This window comes from Enterobacter sp. 198 (genome assembly GCF_009025585.1).
GTDB classification, from domain to species: Bacteria; Pseudomonadota; Gammaproteobacteria; order Enterobacterales; family Enterobacteriaceae; genus Enterobacter; species Enterobacter ludwigii.
This window is the reverse complement of the sequence record NZ_WCIM01000021.1, coordinates 39,167-57,366: the sequence shown is the minus strand read 5'-3', so window position 1 is coordinate 57,366 and position 18,200 is coordinate 39,167. Positions and strand designations below refer to the sequence as shown.

Here is an 18,200-nt window from a genome sequence, read left to right as displayed (position 1 = left end):
TCACCCAAAAAATAACGCACTGTTACCCGGAAGGTGAACAATGAAAAACCTGCATGCACTGACTATTTTTGCGCGCGTCGCAGAAATGCAGAGCTTTACTCAGGCGGCGGAGAGCCTGGGCATTAAGAAAGGCCGTGTTTCAACGGTCGTACGTGAGCTTGAGCATGACCTCGGGACGACGCTGTTGCACCGGACTACCCGCGCGGTACAGCTGACCGAAGACGGTCGGGCTTTTTATTCCCGCGCCCGGGATTTGTTAGCAGATGCAGAAGATCTGCAGTCCATGTTTGCGCCTGGCGGCATGTCACTGCGGGGACGTTTACGCGTCGATATGCCAGCAGTGTTGGCCCAAAGCGTAGTGATTCCCGCCCTTCCACAACTGCTGGACGCGCATCCTGAACTTGAAATAGAACTTTCAAGCACAGACCGGCGAGTCGATCTGGTTCAGGAAGGCTTTGACTGCGTGATTCGTTTTGGGCCCATTGTTGATGAGACCCTCATTGCCCGACCGCTGGGTCAGTTACGGATGATTAACGCCGCCAGCCCACGCTATCTGGAGCGCGTCGGAGTGCCCGAGACGATTGACGACCTGCTTCGTCAGGGACACCGAATGGTGCATTACATGCGAAATTTTGGTGCCCGACCTGATGGCTGGCAGTACCCGGACGGTGATGGCTACCGGTCCGTCATGTTACCCGGCGCCGCGCGGGTCAACAGCGTACCGGCCTATCATGAAGCCGGGCTGGCGGGTCTGGGCTTAATTCAGGGCGGGTATTCCGCGCTGGCGCCCCATATCCAGCGCGGCGCGCTGGTTGAAGTGCTTCCCCATTTGCCTCCTGAACCGCTTAATGCCGCTTTCGTGGTCGCCCATCGGCGTAATTTATCGCAGCGTGTCAGAGCTTTTATGCACTGGACAGAAGTCATTTTAAAACCGTACTTTGATTAATATCCTGCTAAAGATATTCACGCTAATTGTCGGAGGCCGGACGGCAATATTATCTCGCCCAGGGACGTTTCTTGTGAAAGGAATATACAACGCAAAGGCGAATAATGACTAAAACTGGCAGTTGATTGTTATTTGCGTGGCTTTTAAAATTTAATTGCAAGGTATTTATTAAATTTTAATTAGGGACATAAAAATGACAAGAAATACGCTTTTACTGACGATGATGGCCGCCTTTTCAGGCGCAGTATACGCAGGGGAAACGCAATTTACGCCGAATTTCTCACCTGACAGCGTCACCGTTTCAGCCTCGGGCGGGATGCTCAGCGGGAAATCCCATGAAATGGTGTATGACGACGTCACAGGCAGAAAAATCAGCCAGCTGGACTGGAAAATTAAAAACGTCGCCATCCTGAAAGGCGATATTTCCTGGGATGCGTACCCTTTCCTGACCCTGAACGCACGCGGCTGGACCTCGCTGGCATCCGGCTCGGGTCATATGGATGACTATGACTGGATGAACGAAAGACAATCCAGCTGGACAGATCATTCGACGCATCCGGCAACTAACGTCAATTATGCCAATGAATACGATCTCAATGTAAAAGGCTGGATATTGCAGGGCGAAAGCTATAAAGCGGGCGTGACTGCCGGTTATCAGGAAACCCGTTTTAGCTGGACGGCCACCGGTGGCTCTTATAATTATGATAACGGTACCAACACGGGGAATTTCCCGGCGGGCGAACGCGGCATTGGTTATAGCCAGCGCTTCTCAATGCCTTATATTGGGCTTGTGGGGCAGTATCGTATTAATAATTTCGAATTTAATGGCCTGTTTAAATTCAGTGACTGGGTGCGCGCTCATGATAACGACGAGCACTATATGCGCGACCTGACCTTCCGCGAGAAAACCTCAGACTCTCGCTATTATGGTGCGTCAGTGGATGCAGGATATTACGTCACGCCACACGCCAAAGTTTTTGCCGAGTTCGCGTATAGCCGTTACAAAGAGGGCAAAGGCGGCACGCAGATTATTGATACTAACACGGGCGAATCCGGGTCAATTGGCGGTGATGCGGCGGGCATTTCCAACAAAAACTATACCGTTACCGCCGGTCTGCAATACCGGTTCTGATTTCGCGCAACGCAACAGGCCAGCGTAAACATGCACAGGCCCCTGACGGGGCCTTTTTCGATGCGCTGCTTTACTTCCGCAGGTGCGCGCCCCTTCATGACGCCGATTTTGGTCGCAGATCCTCGTCAAACTCCAGACGTTTTCGACCGGGCTCCACTTCGCGCAGGGGTTCGACCTGATGCAGGGTCAGCTTGCAGCGATCCACCAGCACCTGATACTCACGCGTGCCCTGCTTCTTCCAGGCGATTTCCTGCTCGCTCAGCACACGTATCGCTTTTGCCGGACTGCCAATGACCAAATGGTTGGCGGGCATCTCCGCTTTCGCTTTCACAAAGGCCGCCGCGCCGACAATGCTGTTTTCGCCAATCACCGCGCCGTCCATGACCACCGCGTTCATCCCTACCAGAGCGTTACGGCGGATAATACAGCCGTGCAGAATCGCGCTGTGGCCGATATGTCCGTCCTCTTCCACCACCGTGTCCTGCTCCGGGAAACCGTGCATGACGCAGTTATCCTGAATGTTTGCGCCGTCTTTCACCACAATCCGGCCAAAATCGCCGCGCAGGCTGGCATTCGGGCCAACATACACGCCTTTGCCCAGGATCACGTCGCCGATGAGCACCGCCGTCGGGTGAACGTAGCTCTCATCAGGCACCACCGGCGTCAGACCGTCAATTTGATAAACGGGCATCTCCACTCCTTATACGATAGTAAGACCACCAAAGCGTTGATAGTAGAGCGTGCCGGGCACAGGCAGTTCGCCGACGGAGGTTTCACCTTTCTCGCTGACAAACGCCAGCGCCCCCGGTGCCACACGCTGATAAATATTAATGCACAGCTGTCGCGCACTTTGTCCGGCCCAGTGTGCAGGCAATAACTCCTCCGGCAACAGCGGGTCTTTCAGCACCACGCGACGGTAAAAATGGATCAGCAACAGCTGGATCTGGAAGCAGCGTTCCGGCGTTAATTCGTCCGGTGCGGCCTCTTTCAGCAGCGGCAGAAGAGGACGGAACGAGTGGATAAACGTCTCGTACATCGCGTTCTGTTCGGTCAACTGCCAGCACTCCTCGACCCGGGCACGCAGCGCCGCGCGGGACAGCGCCAGCGGCGAATGGGCCTCGAAGAAGATGACGTTTTCCGCCACGCCTGCGTCGTGTAAAAGCGACTGCACATCCGCCAGATGCTGCGATGGGGAGGCCATCAGGCTGGGAGCCAGGGTGCCAAAACCCTGCCAGATCAGCTGCTTTTTGACGTCAGCAAGGGTGGTTTTATCCAGGCCTTCCGAGAGCAGCAACAGCCACTTACCGTCCCATGCCGGGAGTTCTGCGCGGTAGATTTTACTCTCCGCGCGACGGGTCAAACGTAGCCCCTTGTCGCTCAGCCGGTAAAAGCTGCGTCGTCCGATGCGCGACACATCCAGCCAGCCCTCTTTGTTAAGACGAAACAGCGCAGTGCGCACAAAGCGCTCGCCAAACCCCATCCCTTCCAGTAAGGCGGCGAGGCTGCCAAGCCAAATCTCGCCGCCGCGATGTGAAAGCGCGTCACCGTATAATGAGGAGATAAGCGACGTTCCGCTAACGGGAACCGAGCTAACCGCGTGCTGGATAAAGGCATCGAGTTTATTCATGTGATTCATTCTGTTGTTATTTTTGGTCTGGATGAATCATAGCATATTCCCCTCACCCCGGCCCTCTCCCAAAGGGAGAGGGAGACAACGTCCCTTCCCCCCTCTGTGGAGAAGGTTAGGATGAGGGGTGAGGGAAACTCAACCGTTAGCCGCAACTTTACGCAAATCAAACACCCGACAGGCTTTGCCCTCTGAGCGCGGGATACTGCCGCAGTTGACAATCATCACGTCGGTGGAGATCCCGACCATCGATTTAATCCGATGGCGCAGCTGATGGCACACCTGGCAGCGCTGCTCGTGGGTCAGGGTCAGACTGCTCTCTTTGAGCTCCACCTTCACGGAAAGTGAATCAAGATGGCCGCGGCGGTTGACCTCCAGCTGGTAGTGCGGGGAGAGGTGTTCGAACTTCACGATCTCCTCTTCCAGCTGGGACGGGAAGACGTTGACGCCGCGGATGATGAGCATATCGTCACTGCGACCGCTGATCCTGTCCATACGACGCATGGTACGGGCGGTCCCAGGAAGCAGGCGCGTCAGGTCACGGGTGCGATAACGAATAACCGGCAGCGCCTCCTTGGTCAGCGTGGTAAACAGCAGTTCGCCCTGCTCGCCATCATTAAGCGGCGTGCCATCGTTCGGGTTGACGATCTCCGGATAGAAATGATCTTCCCAGATGGTCGGACCGTCGGCGGTTTCGATACACTCCATCGCCACGCCTGGCCCCATGACCTCAGAAAGCCCATAGATATCCAGCGCGGTGATCCCCAGACGTTTCTCGATTTCGCGGCGCATGGCCTGCGTCCACGGCTCTGCGCCAAACACCCCCACACGCAGGGAGCAGGCGCTGGCATCGCCTCCCATCTGGCGCTCCAGCTCTTCGATAAGATTGAGGCAGTAGGATGGCGTCACCATGATCATGTCCGGCTGGAAATCGCGGATCAGCTGCGCCTGTTTCTCCGTCTGGCCGCCGGACATCGGGATAACGGTCGCCCCTAAACGCTCTGCGCCATAGTGCGCGCCCAGCCCACCGGTAAACAGGCCATACCCATAGGCCACATGAATTTTGTCTTTCGCACTGCCGCCCGCGGCGCGCAGAGAACGGGCCACCAGGTTGGCCCAGTTGTCGATGTCATGTTGGGTATAACCGACGACGGTTGGCTTTCCGGTGGTGCCGGAAGAGGCGTGAATACGCACCACCTGCTCCATCGGTACGGCAAAGGTATCGAACGGATAGTTATCACGCAGGTCCTGCTTGGTGGTGCACGGAAACTTACGGATATCTTCCAGCGTTTTAAAATCGTCAGGGTGAACGCCCGCGGCGTCAAACTTGCGTTTGTACATCGGAACGTTGTTATAGGCGTGATGCAGCGTCCATTTCAGACGCTCGGTTTGCAGCGCCTGTAATTCGTCAATGGAGGCCGTTTCGATCGGATCAAGCTTTGTTGTATTTGTCATTGTAGGGTACTCACACTGTTATTCGCTCAAACACGCTCAAGGATCATGGCAATGCCCTGACCCACACCGATGCACATCGTACACAGCGCATAGCGCCCGTTGCGTCGATGCAATTCATTGCTCGCGGCCAACGCCAGTCTGGCACCGCTCATGCCCAGCGGGTGGCCCAACGCAATGGCCCCTCCGTTCGGGTTAACGTGTTCAGCGTCATCCGGCAATCCCAGCTGACGTAACACGCCCAGCGCCTGAGAAGCGAAAGCTTCGTTAAGCTCAATCACGTCCATATCGTTGATGCTGAGCCCGGCACGTTCCAGCACTTTGCGGGTGGCTGGCACCGGTCCTAACCCCATCAGACGTGGCTCCACGCCAGCGGTAGCCATCGCCACGATCCGCGTGCGCGGCACAAGCCCTTGCGCGTGCGCCATCGACTCGCTGGCGATGATCAACGCCGCAGCGCCATCGTTTACACCGGAGGCGTTACCCGCCGTCACGACACCGTTCCTGCGAAACGGTGTTTTCAGCGCGGCAAGTTGTTCAAGCGTGGTATCAGCACGGGGATGCTCATCTACCGAAACTTCCGTAACCGTTCCTTTTTTGCCGGGCACCTGCACCGGCACAATCTCCTGCGCCAGAATGCCGTTCTGCTGTGCCTGAGCAGTACGCTGCTGGCTACGCAGCGCGAAAGCATCCTGATCGGCCCGGCTGATATTTAACAATTCAGCTACATTCTCTGCCGTTTCCGGCATGCTGTCAGTTCCGAATTGCTGATGCATGAGCGGATTCACAAATCGCCAGCCGAGGGTGGTGTCGAAAATCTCCGCCTGACGCTGGAACGCCGCCGTGGCTTTACCCATTACAAACGGCGCCCGGGACATTGACTCGACGCCGCCTGCAAGCAGCATGTCGCCATCACCCGCCCTGATCGCCCGTGCGGCAAAGCCAATCGCGTCCAGACCCGAACCGCACAGGCGGTTCAGCGTGGTGCCCGAGACCGTCTGAGGCAGTCCGGCCAGCAGCAGCGACATACGCGCCACGTTGCGGTTATCTTCCCCCGCCTGGTTGGCGCAGCCGAAGATCACATCATCAATCCGCTCGAGGTCGAGCTGCGGATAACGGGCCAGCAGCGCACGCAGTGGCACCGCGCCGAGATCGTCGGCGCGGACGCTGGCCAGCGCCCCGCCATAGCGCCCCACCGGGGTTCGAACGCCATCACAAATAAAAGCGTCACGCATCAGGCTTCTCCTGTCACACTGCCGCCGATGCGGTGAGATTTTCCGCGAAACAGGGCAACGGTTTTCTGTTGTTGGTTCTGAATTTCAATGTCATACACGCCGGTCAGTTTGCCCTGATGCTTAACCCGCGCGGTGGCGGTCAGCGTGTCGCCGGCAAACCCCGGGCGCAGAAAATCGATTGAACAGCCTGACGCCACTGCCGCCAGCCCCTGGCTGTTGCAGGCGTAGGCAAAAGCGGTATCGGCCAGTGAAAACAGCTGTCCTCCGTGGCAGGTTTTGTGGCCGTTGAGCATCTGTGGGGTGATGGTCATCGTCACTACCGCGTAGCCATCGTCCATGTCGATGATGTCGATCCCCAGCGCCTGGGCGCAGGCGTCCTGTTCATACATGGTGCGGGCGTTATGCCAGGCGTTATGACTCATAGCTACTCTCCAGAAGCGCACGCTGGCGCAGCAGTGAACAAGGGCGATAGCGTTCTTCGCCGTAATGGCGTTGCAAATTTTCAAGCAGCGTTAACAGCCGTTGCCAGCCCAGACGCTCCCCCCAGGCAATGGGCCCGTTCGGGTAATTCACGCCGAGGCGCATGGCGGTGTCGATATCCTTCTCGCTGGCCACCCCTTTTTGCAGCGCATCCAGCGCTTCGTTGGCGATCATCGCCACCGTCCGCCAGACCAGCAGGCCGGGGTAATCGGCAATGTGCAGTACCCGGTGTCCCTGCTGCTGCAGGTACCAGACGGCTTTTTGCGTGGCGGTATGCGGGTTATCCGATGCGGCTGCGATCACCGCCACGTCGCGTTCAATGCGGTCAATCACCACGACCGGACAGTGAAAACGCCGGGCCAGCGCCTGAGCGGTCTCCCCCTGGGTTTCAATCAACAGGAGCTCATCTATTTCCGTGACACCGTCACCTCTTCGCTGCACGCGCAGGGGTGTAAAGCTGTCGTTTACTGCGTCAAGCCACGGCACAGACGGTTTCTCACTGTGCCAGTCGTAAACGCCCTTCCCGCTTTTTTTGCCCAGTCGCCCCGCCAGCACCAGTTCCTGCTGCACCAGCGACGGCAGGAAACGACGTTCCTGCCAGAAGGCATTGAACACGGAACAGGTCACCGCAAAGTTGACGTCCTGACCAATCATGTCGGTCAGCTCCAGCGGTCCCATAGGGAAACCGCCGCCGTCGCGCAGGGCGGCATCAATCACTTCTGGCGAGGCGACCTGCTCTTCCAGGGCGCGCCAGGCTTCAGAATAGAACGGACGCGCAACGCGGTTGACGATGAACCCTGGCGTTGACTGGCAGCGGACGGGCTGTTTCCCCCAGTTCAGCGCCAGCTCGCACAGCGCATCGGCCACTTCGGGCGATGTCGCCAGCCCGCTCACCACCTCGACCAGCTTCATGACCGGTGCAGGATTAAAGAAATGCAGCCCCGCGACGCGCTCCGGATGGTGAACATCCGCCGCAATCGCCGTAACAGAAATGGAGGAGGTATTGCTGGTCAGCAAGGTCTGCGGCGGGCAAATCTGAGCCAGTTGCGCAAACAGCGCTTTTTTGACGTCGATACGCTCAGACGCGGCTTCAATCACCAGATCTGCCGCGGCAAGCGCTTCGATATCCGTTACCGGCAGCAGCCTGGCAAGTATCTGGCTGCCAGCATCGGCGGAAAGTTTTCCGCGAGTCACCCGGGAGGCGAGACGCTGGCGGATCCCGTCAATCGCGCGTGAAATCGCGTCTGAAGCAATGTCATACATCAGAACCTGATGCCCATGACTCGCCGCAACTTCCGCAATTCCCGCACCCATCGTGCCGCTTCCAATGACGGCGACAGTACGAACCGTGATCGCCATCTTATTTCCCCGTGAATGTCGGTGCGCGTTTGGCAAGGAAGGCGCTGACCCCTTCCCGGTAGTCGTCGCTGCGACCGGCCAGACGTTGATAATCGCGCTCCAGGTCAAGCTGGGCGTCGAGGGTGTTGGTCTCTGCCGCGTTAATCGCCTGCTTAATCAGCCCCAGACCAAAGGTGGGCTGAGAAGCAAAGTGCAGCGCCATCTGCTGGGCCGTGGCGGAGAGGTGTTCGTCATCCACCACCTGCCAGATCATCCCCCAGGCGTGTGCCTGTTCGGCGCTGAGTTTGTCTCCGAGCAGCGCCAGTCCCATTGCGCGGGCGCGCCCGGCGACGCGCGGCAGGAACCATGTTCCCCCGCAGTCCGGCACTAATCCGAGCTTGCTGAAAGCCATCACAAAGGTGGCAGAACGGGCGGCAATGACCATGTCACACCCCAGCGCCAGCGTGGCCCCGGCCCCGGCGGCCACGCCGTTGACCGCGCAAATCACCGGTTTCGGCAACGTCGCAAGACGGCGAACCAGCGGGTTGTAGAACGTCTCCACGGACATTCCCAGATCCGGCGCCGGACCGTTAGGGTCGACGTTGCGGTCATTAAGATCCTGACCCGCGCAGAAGCCGCGCCCCGCCCCGGTAATAAGCAGACAGCGGATGGTGTCATCGCGCTCGGCCTGTTTAAGGCACTCAGCGAGTTGCTGATGCATCACGTCGTTAAAGCTGTTCAGACGCTCCGGGCGGTTCAGCGTCAGGGTCATCACGCCTTGTTCTACATGACTGAGAATAAATTCCACGATTAGCGTCCTTTAAAGTCGGGGGTACGTTTCTGTAAGAATGCGTCGATGCCTTCTCGCCGGTCTTCGGTCGCTGAAAGCAGCGTAAACAGCTGTCGCTCCTGGACCAGTCCGGCCTGCAGGGAAACCTCCTGAGACTGGCGCAGCGCCTGCTTCGCCGCCTGGAGCGCCAGCGGTGAGTGTCGTGCCATCAGCGCCGCCTGTTTCAGGGCATATTCCAGCGTCAATGAAGCCGGGAACACATCGCTGACCAGCCCGGCGCGCTGCGCCTGCTGCGCGGTAATGCTCTCCCCGGTCAGCACCATTTTGCTGGCCAGCGATTTGCCCACGCTACGAATCAGGCGCTGCGTACCGCCCGCCCCGGGCATGATGCCGAGCGTAATTTCCGGCAGACCAAAACGGGCGTTATCCCCGGCAATCACCACGTCGCACAGCAGCGCAAGCTCGCAGCCCGCACCCAGCGCGAAGCCGTTGACGGCGGCAATCAGGGGTTTATTGAAGGCGTTGATCCGGGCCCACAGCTGGGGACGGATATCGTTCAGGGTGGCAGGCAGGTCTTTCTCCGCCATTTCGTTGAGATCTGCGCCGGCGGCAAAGCAGCGTGCGTTGCCGTAAATCACGCAAACGGAGAGATCGCGATCGGCCGCAGCGGCGTCGAGCGCATCAGCAATCTGCTCTAACAGGGCGTTATTCAGCGCGTTGCGTGCCGACGGACGGTTAAGCGTCAGCTGCAGGACACGACCATGACGGGTGACCATCAGTTCGCTCATGCCATCCCCCTGGAGTCAAAATCGACTATCACGTCAGCGGTTAACGGCAGCGACTGACAGCTCAGCACATACCCGGCCGCCAGTTCGTCCGGCTCAAGGCTGTAGTTCGTCGCCATATCAACTTTGCCACGCAGCACTTTGCATTTGCAGGTCGCGCATACGCCGCCCTTGCAGGCATACGGCAGGTCGGCGCCCTGACGCAGGGCGGCATCAAGAATGCTTTCATCGTTTGCCGTGAGGGTAATTTCCCGGTCGCGACCGTCCTGACGCACGGTGACTTTTTGCCCTTCAGCCTGCACGCTGACCGTGCGTTTGCCGGTCGAGCCTGGCGTATTAAAACGCTCAAGGTGAATCGATTTCTCTGGCATCCCCAGCGCTTTCAGCGCCGCTTCCGCGTCGTCCATCATGGCGGACGGGCCACAAATAAAGGCTTCGTCGTACTGGCGGAAGTTGATCAGGGTTTTTGCCAGCGCCTGCAGCTTCTCACCGTCGATACGTCCATGCAGCAGATCGCTGTCGAGCACCTCCTGGCTGAAGATGGCGACCAGCTGCAGACGCTGCGGGTATTTGTCTTTCAGATCGGCAAGCGCCTCGCGAAACATCATGCTCTGGCTGCTGCGGTTGCCGTAGATCAGGGTGAAATGACTGTTCGGCTCGGTGGCGAGCGTGGCGGATAAGATGGCCAGCATTGGGGTAATGCCTGAACCCGCGGCAATGGCCAGATAGTGCCCTTCCCGGTCGGCGCGCGGCTGGTAACCAAACTGGCCCTGCGGCACCATGACCTCCAGCACCATGCCCTGTTTGATCTCATCCCGGGCATAGCGGGAAAAACGTCCGCCCTCGATGGCTTTCACCGCTACGCTGATCTCACCCGGCGCGGTACTGCGGCAGATAGAGTAGCAGCGACGCAGCTCATCCTCACCCAGCTTCGCTTTCAGGGTCAGGTGTTGTCCGGGACGAAAGCGATAGGCGTCCTGCAACGCCTGCGGTACCGCGAAAGTGATGGTCACCGCGTCGCGAGTTTCGGGTTCCACTTTTGCCACTGTTAATGAATGAAACGTTGTCATGGCAACCTCAAATACATTTGAAATAGTCGAAAGGCTCACGGCAGTCGTTGCAGCGATAAAGCGCTTTGCAGGCCGTCGAACCAAATTCACTGATAAGCGAGGTATGTGTGCTGGCACAGCGTGGGCAACTCACCTCGGCCGGGGCATGCGCGTGGCAGCTGTGGCCCACCGGTGGGCTGATGCCATATGCGCGCAGGCGTTTACGCGCATCCGCCGTCATCCAGTCGGTTGTCCAGGCCGGTTCGAGCTGAAGCACAATATGCACTGGCGTAAAGCCGTGTGCGGTCATCGCCTCGCGAATCGCGCCAAGCAAATGTTCCGTCGCCGGGCAGCCTGAATAGGTTGGCGTAAAGCCAATAACCCAGCCTTCGCCCTGCGGCGATACGCTACGCACCATGCCTAAATCGGTGATGGTTAACACCGGCACTTCCGGGTCCGGGATCTGGCTTAACAGTGACCAGATTTGAGGGATCTCCGCGGGTTCAATCCCGGCAAAACGCTGCATCTTCACCTCCGTACTTACCACTGCTGACCCGGATGGGCACGCTGGAGATACTGCATTTCTGCCAGCATTGGGCCGAGATGTTCGGTATGCAGCCCGCGCTTGCCCCCCGTGCGATACGCCACTTCCGACGGCACGCTCAGGGTGGCCTCCTGCAAACCGGAAAACACTTCCTGCTCCCACGGCTGACGAAGCTCGCGCGGATCAACCGCGACGCCGGAGGCAATCAACGCCAGCTCGACGTCATCGGCTTCAAACAGCTCGGCCGTAAACCGCCACAGGGTGTCGACCGCCTGCTGCATACGCTGTGAAGATATTTCCGTTCCGTCGCCCAGACGCACCAGCCAGCCACGACTGAAGCGCAGGTGGTAGCGCGCCTCTTTAATGGCTTTCGCGGCGATGGCGGCAAGCTGGCTGTCGCTGCTGTGGGTCAGGCGTTCATACAGCGCTACGTTCCAGGCATCCATAAAGTACTGGCGCGCGAGCGTGTCGGCGAAACTGCCGTTAGGCTGTTCCACCAGCAACACGTTGTGAAACTGGCGCTCATCACGCCCAAACGCCAGGGTGTCTTCATCGCCCTGACCTTCCAGCTCTGCGGCATAGGTCAGGAAATTGCGCGCCTGCCCCAGCAAGTCGAGGCCGATGTTGGCGAGCGCGAGATCGATTTCCAGCTCCGGCGCGTGACCACACCAGGCGCCCAGACGCTGGGAGAGCACCAGACCGTTGTCGCCCAGACGCAGGGCATATGCGGATAATGTTTTCATCCCTGACCTCACATGTGCTCGATGCCATCAGGGATGGTGTAAAACGTAGGATGGCGGTAAACCTTACTTTCCGCCGGGTCGAAGAACTCGCCGCTCTCTTCCGGTTGAGAGGCGATAATCTCGCTCGCCTTCACCACCCAGATAGAGCAGCCTTCACTGCGACGGGTATAGGCATCACGCGCATTTTCCAGCGCCATGCGATCGTCGGCGGCATGAAGACTTCCCACATGACGGTGGGACAACCCTTGTTTGCTGCGTACGAACACTTCGTACAGCGGCCAGTAGACATTGCTCATCGTGTTTCCTCTTAAGCCACTTTGCGGGCGTGTTGTTTTTCCGCGTGCGCCAGTGCGGCTTCACGCACCCACGCCCCGTCTTCCCAGGCTTTACGTTTGGCAGCCAGACGTTCGTGGTTGCAGATACCGCGCCCGTTAATGACCTCATCAAACTCGTGCCAGTCAATCTCGCCAAAGCGGTAGTGACCGCTCTCTTCGTCAAAACGCAGGTCAGGATCCGGGACCGTCATGCCCAGCATTTCTACCTGCGGAACCGTGTTGTCGACAAAGCGCTGGCGAAGTTCATCATTGCCGAAGCGTTTGATTTTCCAGGCGAGGCTGCGGGCGCTGTTCGGCGAGTTGTCATCGTTTGGGCCGAACATCATCAGAGCGGGCCACCAGAAGCGGTTAATGGCGTCCTGCAGCATCTGGCGCTGGGCGTCACTCCCCTGCGCAAGCGCCATACAGGCTTCAAAGCCCTGACGCTGGTGGAAACTCTCTTCTTTACAGATTTTCACCATCGCGCGGGCATAGGGGCCATATGAGGTACGGCACAGCGCCACCTGGTTGACGATCGCCGCACCGTCCACCAGCCAGCCGATCACCCCGATATCCGCCCAGCTCAGGGTCGGGTAGTTGAAGATGGAGGAGTATTTCATCTTGCCGTCGAGCATCTTCTGGTAGATGTCTTCCCGCGCGCAGCCCAGCGTCTCGGCCGCGCTGTAGAGGTACAAACCGTGCCCGGCTTCGTCCTGCACTTTCGCCAGCAGGATCGCTTTGCGGCGCAGCGTCGGCGCGCGGGTGATCCAGTTTCCTTCCGGCAACATGCCGACAATTTCGGAGTGCGCGTGCTGACCAATCTGGCGGATCAACGTCTTACGATAGGCATCAGGCATCCAGTCCTGAGGCTCAATCGCCGTCTCCTGCGCTATGCGCTGCTCAAAGCGTTGTTCTTGCGTCACGTCATCACCTTTATGATTCTATTATTTACCACTTAAAGTGAAATACTGAATCACTTCATTTCTTAAAAGTTACACAAAGGTTAAATATAACCCCAAGAAATGTTTCCCCATTTTGTGATGGTGCTCGCAAGGCTTTTTGCACAAGGCCTGCACGACGGGGCTTACGGCCCTCTGCTTCATTATGCTGGATCACAATGTTAACAATTCATTAAAACTCAGCTTGCTTTTTATGATTCATGATTAAACTATTGATAGTGAAATCACGTAACACTTGGAGATAAGCGATGCAGCAGTTAGCCAGCTTCTTGTCCGGTGCCTGGCAGTCTGGCCGGGGCCGCGAACGTACTATCCATCACGCCATCAGTGGCGAAGCGCTGTGGTCCGTGACCAGCGAAGGGCTGGACATGGCGGATGCACGTCGCTATGCGATCGCGCGTGGCGGCGAAGCCCTGCGCGCCATGACCTTTATCGACCGTGCCGCCATGCTGAAGGCGGTGGCGAAACATCTGCTTAGTGAGAAAGAGACGTTCTATGCCCTGTCTGCCCAGACCGGGGCGACCCGAGCGGATAGCTGGGTGGATATTGAGGGTGGGATCGGGACGCTGTTCACCTATGCCAGCCTGGGGAGTCGCGAGCTGCCTGATGACACACTCTGGCCGGAAGATGAGCTGATCCCGTTGTCGAAGGAAGGCGGCTTTGCTGCGCGTCACGTACTGACGTCAAAATCGGGCGTGGCGGTCCATATCAACGCCTTTAATTTCCCGTGCTGGGGAATGCTGGAAAAACTGGCGCCCACCTGGCTTGCGGGGATGCCTGCCATTATCAAACCCGCCACCGCTACCGCGCAGGTCGCGCAGGCGATGGTGAAAGCGATTGTGGAGAGCGGTCTGGTGCCGGACGGTGCTATCAGCCTTGTCTGCGGCGGCGCGGGCGATCTGCTGAATCATCTCGACAGCCAGGATGTGGTGACCTTTACCGGCTCCGCCAGCACCGGCCAGAGCCTGCGCATTCACCCGAATATCGTGGCGAATTCCATTCCCTTTACCATGGAAGCCGACTCCCTCAACTGCTGCGTTCTGGGTGAGGATGTGACGCCGGAACAGCCAGAATTCGCGCTGTTTATTCGCGAAGTGGTACGCGAAATGACCGCCAAGGCAGGGCAAAAATGTACCGCCATCCGCCGCATAATTGTGCCTCAGGATCGGATGGATGCCGTCAGCCAGGCGCTGATCGCACGGCTGCAAAACGTGGTCGTCGGCGACCCGGCAGAGGACGGGGTGAAGATGGGTGCGCTGGTGAACGGCGAGCAACGCGCGGACGTACAGGAGAAAGTCGATCTGTTGATTGCGGCGGGTTGCCAGGTCAGACTCGGCGGAAAAGCCGATCTGCAGGCTGCGGGGGCATTCTTCCCGCCGACGCTGCTTTTCTGCCCACAGCCAGATGAAACTCCCGCCGTGCATTGCACCGAAGCCTTCGGGCCAGTCGCCACGCTGATGCCCTCCCGCAATTCAGACCACGCGATGCAGCTGGCACGGGCGGGTGGCGGGAGTCTGGCCGGTACGCTGGTCACCGCCGACCCGGCTATCGCCCGCCAGTTTATTGCCGGCGCGGCGCGGGCGCACGGACGAATTCAGATCCTTAACGCCGAATCCGCCAGGGAGTCCACCGGACACGGCTCTCCGCTGCCGCAGCTGGTGCACGGCGGTCCTGGCCGCGCAGGTGGCGGTGAAGAGCTGGGAGGACTGCGTGCGGTGAAGCACTATCTGCAGCGCACCGCCATTCAGGGCAGCCCGACCATGCTTGCCGCCATCGGCAAACAGTGGGTACGGGGTGCTGCGGTTCAGGAAGATCGCGTTCATCCGTTCCGGAAATACTTTGAAGAACTGCAGCCGGGCGACAGTCTGCTGACCCCGCGCCGCACCCTGACGGAAGCCGATATCGTTAACTTTGCCTGCCTGAGCGGCGATCACTTCTACGCCCATATGGACAAAATCGGCGCGGCAGAATCCATCTTTGGCGAACGGGTGGTGCACGGTTACTTCCTGATCTCTGCCGCGGCGGGTCTGTTTGTTGATGCCGGCGTTGGGCCGGTGATTGCCAACTACGGCATGGAAAACCTGCGCTTTATCGAACCGGTTAAGCCGGGCGATACCATTCAGGTGCGCCTCACCTGTAAACGTAAAACGCTGAAGAAACAACGGACCGCCGATGAGAAGCAGACCGGCGTGGTCGAATGGGCCGTTGAGATCTTTAACCAGCACCAGCAGGCGGTCGCGCTCTACTCCATCCTGACGCTGGTGGCGCGCCAGCACGGCGACTTCTGACACGTTCCTCTCTCGCACGTTGACCGGGGTGTGATATTGCCCCGGTCTTTTTTTAACCTGGCAAGACCAACAAATAACCTGGCAGATGCAGGCAAACGCTTTTCTCGGGCGCCTGTCAGGATAAGGCTGTCACAACACAATAAACACAACAAGATGAGGTCTACGATGGGAAGCAATTCTTCTTTTTCTGCCCGTAGAACGGCACTGGCTATGGCCGTTGCGCTGTGTTGCGCCTGGCAATCACCTGTTTTCGCACACGGCAGTGAGGCGCATATGGTCCCGATGGACAAAACGCTGCAGGCGTTTGGCGCCGATGTGCAGTGGGATGATTACGCACAGATGTTTACCCTTGCGAAGGACGGGGCATATGTGAAGGTCAAGCCCGGCGCGAAAACCGCTATTGTGAACGGCAAAACCCTCACGCTGCAGGTGCCGGTGGTCATGAAAGGCAAAAAAGCGTTCATCTCCGAGACCTTCATCAACGACGTATTCCAGTCTGGTCTCGACCAGACCTTCCAGGTTGAAAAACGCCCTCACCCGTTAAATGCGCTAACGGCTGACGAAATTAAGCAAGCCGTAGAGATTGTGAAAGGCTCTGCGGATTTTAAACCGAACACCCGCTTTACCCAGATAGCCCTGGCCGAACCCGAGAAAGCCAAAGTGTGGGACTTTGTGCTCAACGGCACGGCGGTGGACTCTCCCCGCCAGGCGAACATCACCATGCTGGACGGGAAACACGTTATTGAAAGTCTGGTGGACCTGAAGGATAAAAAGATCCTGCGCTGGGACGCCATTAAAGATGCCCACGGCATGGTGCTGCTGGATGATTTTGCGACCGTTCAGCAGATCATCAACGAGAGTGCAGAGTTTGCCGAGATTCTGAAAAAGCGCGGCATTACCGATACGAAGAAAGTGATCACCACGCCACTGACCGTCGGCTATTTCGACGGCAAAGATGGCCTGAAACAGGAAGACCGGCTGCTGAAAGTGGTGAGCTATCTGGACGTGGGCGACGGCAACTACTGGGCGCACCCGATTGAGAACCTGGTGGCAGTGGTCGACCTTGAGCAGAAGAAGATCCAGAAGATTGAAGAAGGTGCCGTTGTGCCGGTGCCGATGACGCCGCGTCCGTATGATGGACGTGACCGCATTAACACGCCGAAAAAGCCGCTCGACATCATTGAGCCGGAAGGCAAAAACTACACCATTACCGGCGATATGATTCACTGGCAGAACTGGGATTTCCATCTGAGTCTGGATTCCCGCGTGGGCCCAATGATTTCGACCGTCACTTACAATGACAACGGCAAAAAACGCCAGATTATGTATCAGGGCTCCCTGGGCGGGATGATCGTCCCTTACGGTGACCCTGACGTGGGCTGGTACTTCAAAGCCTATCTGGATTCCGGCGATTACGGCATGGGCACCCTGACCTCTCCGCTGGTGCGCGGCAAAGACGTGCCGTCCAACGCCGTGATGCTCAATGAAACCATTGCCGATTACACCGGTGCGCCGATGGAGATCCCCCGCGCCATCGCCATTTTTGAACGCTACGCAGGACCGGAATATAAACACCAGGAGATGGGTCAGCCTAACGTCAGTACCGAGCGGCGCGAGCTGGTGGTTCGCTGGGTGAGCACCGTTGGCAACTACGACTACATTTTCGACTGGGTATTCCACGAAAATGGCACCATCGGGATTGATGCCGGTGCAACGGGGATTGAGGCGGTGAAAGGCGTACAGGCGAAAACGATGCATGACCCTACTGCCAAAGACGATACCCGATACGGCACATTAATTGATCACAACATCGTCGGGACCACCCACCAGCACATCTATAACTTCCGTCTCGATATGGATGTGGATGGCATCAACAACACGCTGGTGGCAATGGATCCACAGGTGAAACCGAACACCGCCGGCGGCCCGCGAACCAGCACCATGCAGATCAATCAGTACGCTATTGATACCGAGCAGCAGGCGGCGCAGAAATTTGACCCGGGCACCATTCGTCTGCTGAGCAACACCAGCAAAGAGAACCGCATGGGGAACCCAATTTCGTATCAGATAATCCCTTACGCCGGGGGGACGCACCCGGTGGCGACCGGCGCGAAGTTCGCCCCGGACGAGTGGATCTATCACCGCCTGAGCTTTATGGATAAACAGCTGTGGGTGACGCGTTACCATCCGGATGAGATGTACCCGGAGGGCAAATTCCCAAACCGCTCAACCCACGATACGGGGCTTGGCAAATACAGCAAAGATAACGAGTCGCTAAACGATCAGGATGACGTCGTCTGGATGACCACCGGCACAACCCACGTCGCGCGCGCCGAAGAGTGGCCAATCATGCCAACGGAATGGGTGCATACCCTGCTCAAACCGTGGAACTTCTTCGACGAAACGCCGACACTCGGCAGGAAAAAAGACGAGCAGAAATAAAAACAGACCGGGCGTAATGCCCGGTTTTTTATTCGTTTATTTGCTGAATATCTCATCCTGATTATAGTTATTTTAC

Annotated in this window: 17 protein-coding genes; 4 read left to right on the top strand and 13 right to left on the bottom strand. The window is 58.0% G+C overall.

The window, feature by feature from the left end; translation table 11 throughout:
• Nucleotides 1–40: 40 nt before the first annotated feature.
• Both F8561_RS12630 and F8561_RS12625 read left to right on the top strand, forming a co-directional pair.
• On the top strand, nucleotides 41–946 hold the full coding sequence (locus F8561_RS12630) for a LysR family transcriptional regulator (protein WP_068794593.1): 906 nt from the start codon (nucleotides 41–43) through the stop codon (nucleotides 944–946).
• Between the two features lie 193 nt (nucleotides 947–1,139).
• A complete protein-coding gene (locus tag F8561_RS12625; RefSeq protein ID WP_025204278.1) occupies nucleotides 1,140–2,078 on the top strand; it encodes an omptin family outer membrane protease in 939 nt (312 codons plus the stop codon).
• A gap of 94 nt (nucleotides 2,079–2,172) precedes the next feature.
• Here the strand turns inward: F8561_RS12625 and paaY are convergent, their stop codons facing one another.
• The 13 genes from paaY to paaA all read right to left on the bottom strand — a co-directional run bounded on the left by paaY (nucleotide 2,173) and on the right by paaA (nucleotide 13,358).
• A complete protein-coding gene (gene paaY / locus F8561_RS12620) occupies nucleotides 2,173–2,769 on the bottom strand; it encodes a phenylacetic acid degradation protein PaaY (protein WP_063156029.1) in 597 nt (198 codons plus the stop codon).
• A gap of 9 nt (nucleotides 2,770–2,778) precedes the next feature.
• Complete coding sequence (paaX, locus tag F8561_RS12615; protein ID WP_014169935.1) at nucleotides 2,779–3,714, bottom strand: phenylacetic acid degradation operon negative regulatory protein PaaX; 936 nt, start codon at nucleotides 3,712–3,714, stop codon at nucleotides 2,779–2,781.
• A gap of 129 nt (nucleotides 3,715–3,843) precedes the next feature.
• Complete coding sequence (gene paaK / locus F8561_RS12610; RefSeq protein ID WP_014169934.1) at nucleotides 3,844–5,160, bottom strand: phenylacetate--CoA ligase PaaK; 1,317 nt, start codon at nucleotides 5,158–5,160, stop codon at nucleotides 3,844–3,846.
• 26 nt (nucleotides 5,161–5,186) lie between these two features.
• Nucleotides 5,187–6,392, bottom strand: coding sequence for a 3-oxoadipyl-CoA thiolase (gene pcaF / locus F8561_RS12605; protein ID WP_044859087.1), 1,206 nt, complete (start codon nucleotides 6,390–6,392; stop codon nucleotides 5,187–5,189).
• Nucleotides 6,392–6,814 (bottom strand): hydroxyphenylacetyl-CoA thioesterase PaaI, encoded by a 423-nt coding sequence (paaI, locus tag F8561_RS12600; RefSeq protein ID WP_020884240.1) that lies wholly within the window; start codon nucleotides 6,812–6,814, stop codon nucleotides 6,392–6,394. Before paaI ends, pcaF begins: the two co-directional genes overlap by 1 nt.
• The gene (paaH, locus tag F8561_RS12595) at nucleotides 6,804–8,231 is read right to left on the bottom strand and encodes a 3-hydroxyacyl-CoA dehydrogenase PaaH (RefSeq protein WP_047744594.1); all 1,428 of its coding nucleotides are present in this window, start codon (nucleotides 8,229–8,231) and stop codon (nucleotides 6,804–6,806) included. Before paaH ends, paaI begins: the two co-directional genes overlap by 11 nt.
• A gap of 1 nt (nucleotide 8,232) precedes the next feature.
• Nucleotides 8,233–9,021 (bottom strand): 2-(1,2-epoxy-1,2-dihydrophenyl)acetyl-CoA isomerase PaaG, encoded by a 789-nt coding sequence (gene paaG / locus F8561_RS12590; RefSeq protein ID WP_025204280.1) that lies wholly within the window; start codon nucleotides 9,019–9,021, stop codon nucleotides 8,233–8,235.
• Nucleotides 9,021–9,788, bottom strand: a complete 768-nt coding sequence (paaF, locus tag F8561_RS12585; protein WP_148575737.1) for a 2,3-dehydroadipyl-CoA hydratase PaaF — start codon at nucleotides 9,786–9,788, stop codon at nucleotides 9,021–9,023. Before paaF ends, paaG begins: the two co-directional genes overlap by 1 nt.
• Nucleotides 9,785–10,855: a 1,2-phenylacetyl-CoA epoxidase subunit PaaE gene (gene paaE, locus F8561_RS12580; protein ID WP_041162586.1), complete on the bottom strand. Its 1,071-nt coding sequence runs from the start codon at nucleotides 10,853–10,855 to the stop codon at nucleotides 9,785–9,787. Before paaE ends, paaF begins: the two co-directional genes overlap by 4 nt.
• Before the next feature lie 7 nt (nucleotides 10,856–10,862).
• Entirely contained in the window at nucleotides 10,863–11,360 is a 498-nt protein-coding gene (gene paaD / locus F8561_RS12575; protein ID WP_047744592.1) for a 1,2-phenylacetyl-CoA epoxidase subunit PaaD, read from the bottom strand.
• Between the two features lie 14 nt (nucleotides 11,361–11,374).
• Complete coding sequence (gene paaC / locus F8561_RS12570) at nucleotides 11,375–12,121, bottom strand: 1,2-phenylacetyl-CoA epoxidase subunit PaaC (RefSeq protein WP_047744591.1); 747 nt, start codon at nucleotides 12,119–12,121, stop codon at nucleotides 11,375–11,377.
• A gap of 8 nt (nucleotides 12,122–12,129) precedes the next feature.
• The gene (paaB, locus tag F8561_RS12565; RefSeq protein ID WP_006175064.1) at nucleotides 12,130–12,417 is read right to left on the bottom strand and encodes a 1,2-phenylacetyl-CoA epoxidase subunit PaaB; all 288 of its coding nucleotides are present in this window, start codon (nucleotides 12,415–12,417) and stop codon (nucleotides 12,130–12,132) included.
• Between the two features lie 11 nt (nucleotides 12,418–12,428).
• Nucleotides 12,429–13,358 carry a 1,2-phenylacetyl-CoA epoxidase subunit PaaA gene (gene paaA, locus F8561_RS12560; protein ID WP_014169925.1) on the bottom strand — a complete coding sequence of 310 codons (930 nt, stop codon included), beginning with the start codon at nucleotides 13,356–13,358 and terminating at the stop codon, nucleotides 12,429–12,431.
• A 284-nt stretch (nucleotides 13,359–13,642) separates the two neighbouring features.
• Between paaA and paaZ the strand changes: the two genes are divergently transcribed.
• Nucleotides 13,643–15,682 (top strand): phenylacetic acid degradation bifunctional protein PaaZ, encoded by a 2,040-nt coding sequence (paaZ, locus tag F8561_RS12555; RefSeq protein WP_063156030.1) that lies wholly within the window; start codon nucleotides 13,643–13,645, stop codon nucleotides 15,680–15,682.
• Between the two features lie 165 nt (nucleotides 15,683–15,847).
• Nucleotides 15,848–18,124 (top strand): primary-amine oxidase, encoded by a 2,277-nt coding sequence (gene tynA, locus F8561_RS12550; RefSeq protein WP_063156031.1) that lies wholly within the window; start codon nucleotides 15,848–15,850, stop codon nucleotides 18,122–18,124.
• Nucleotides 18,125–18,200: the final 76 nt, after the last annotated feature.

What these genes read in the sequence shown, in the direction of transcription:
- paaC (WP_047744591.1), bottom strand. Translation starts at nt 12,121, where the DNA reads ATGAAAACATTATCCGCATATGCCCTGCGTCTGGGCGACAACGGTCTG.
- F8561_RS12630 (WP_068794593.1), top strand. Translation starts at nt 41, where the DNA reads ATGAAAAACCTGCATGCACTGACTATTTTTGCGCGCGTCGCAGAAATG.
- paaZ (WP_063156030.1), top strand. Translation starts at nt 13,643, where the DNA reads ATGCAGCAGTTAGCCAGCTTCTTGTCCGGTGCCTGGCAGTCTGGCCGG.
- paaH (WP_047744594.1), bottom strand. Translation starts at nt 8,231, where the DNA reads ATGGCGATCACGGTTCGTACTGTCGCCGTCATTGGAAGCGGCACGATG.
- paaY (WP_063156029.1), bottom strand. Translation starts at nt 2,769, where the DNA reads ATGCCCGTTTATCAAATTGACGGTCTGACGCCGGTGGTGCCTGATGAG.
- pcaF (WP_044859087.1), bottom strand. Translation starts at nt 6,392, where the DNA reads ATGCGTGACGCTTTTATTTGTGATGGCGTTCGAACCCCGGTGGGGCGC.
- paaB (WP_006175064.1), bottom strand. Translation starts at nt 12,417, where the DNA reads ATGAGCAATGTCTACTGGCCGCTGTACGAAGTGTTCGTACGCAGCAAA.
- paaK (WP_014169934.1), bottom strand. Translation starts at nt 5,160, where the DNA reads ATGACAAATACAACAAAGCTTGATCCGATCGAAACGGCCTCCATTGAC.
- paaE (WP_041162586.1), bottom strand. Translation starts at nt 10,855, where the DNA reads ATGACAACGTTTCATTCATTAACAGTGGCAAAAGTGGAACCCGAAACT.
- paaX (WP_014169935.1), bottom strand. Translation starts at nt 3,714, where the DNA reads ATGAATCACATGAATAAACTCGATGCCTTTATCCAGCACGCGGTTAGC.
- paaI (WP_020884240.1), bottom strand. Translation starts at nt 6,814, where the DNA reads ATGAGTCATAACGCCTGGCATAACGCCCGCACCATGTATGAACAGGAC.
- paaF (WP_148575737.1), bottom strand. Translation starts at nt 9,788, where the DNA reads ATGAGCGAACTGATGGTCACCCGTCATGGTCGTGTCCTGCAGCTGACG.
- paaD (WP_047744592.1), bottom strand. Translation starts at nt 11,360, where the DNA reads ATGCAGCGTTTTGCCGGGATTGAACCCGCGGAGATCCCTCAAATCTGG.
- tynA (WP_063156031.1), top strand. Translation starts at nt 15,848, where the DNA reads ATGGGAAGCAATTCTTCTTTTTCTGCCCGTAGAACGGCACTGGCTATG.
- F8561_RS12625 (WP_025204278.1), top strand. Translation starts at nt 1,140, where the DNA reads ATGACAAGAAATACGCTTTTACTGACGATGATGGCCGCCTTTTCAGGC.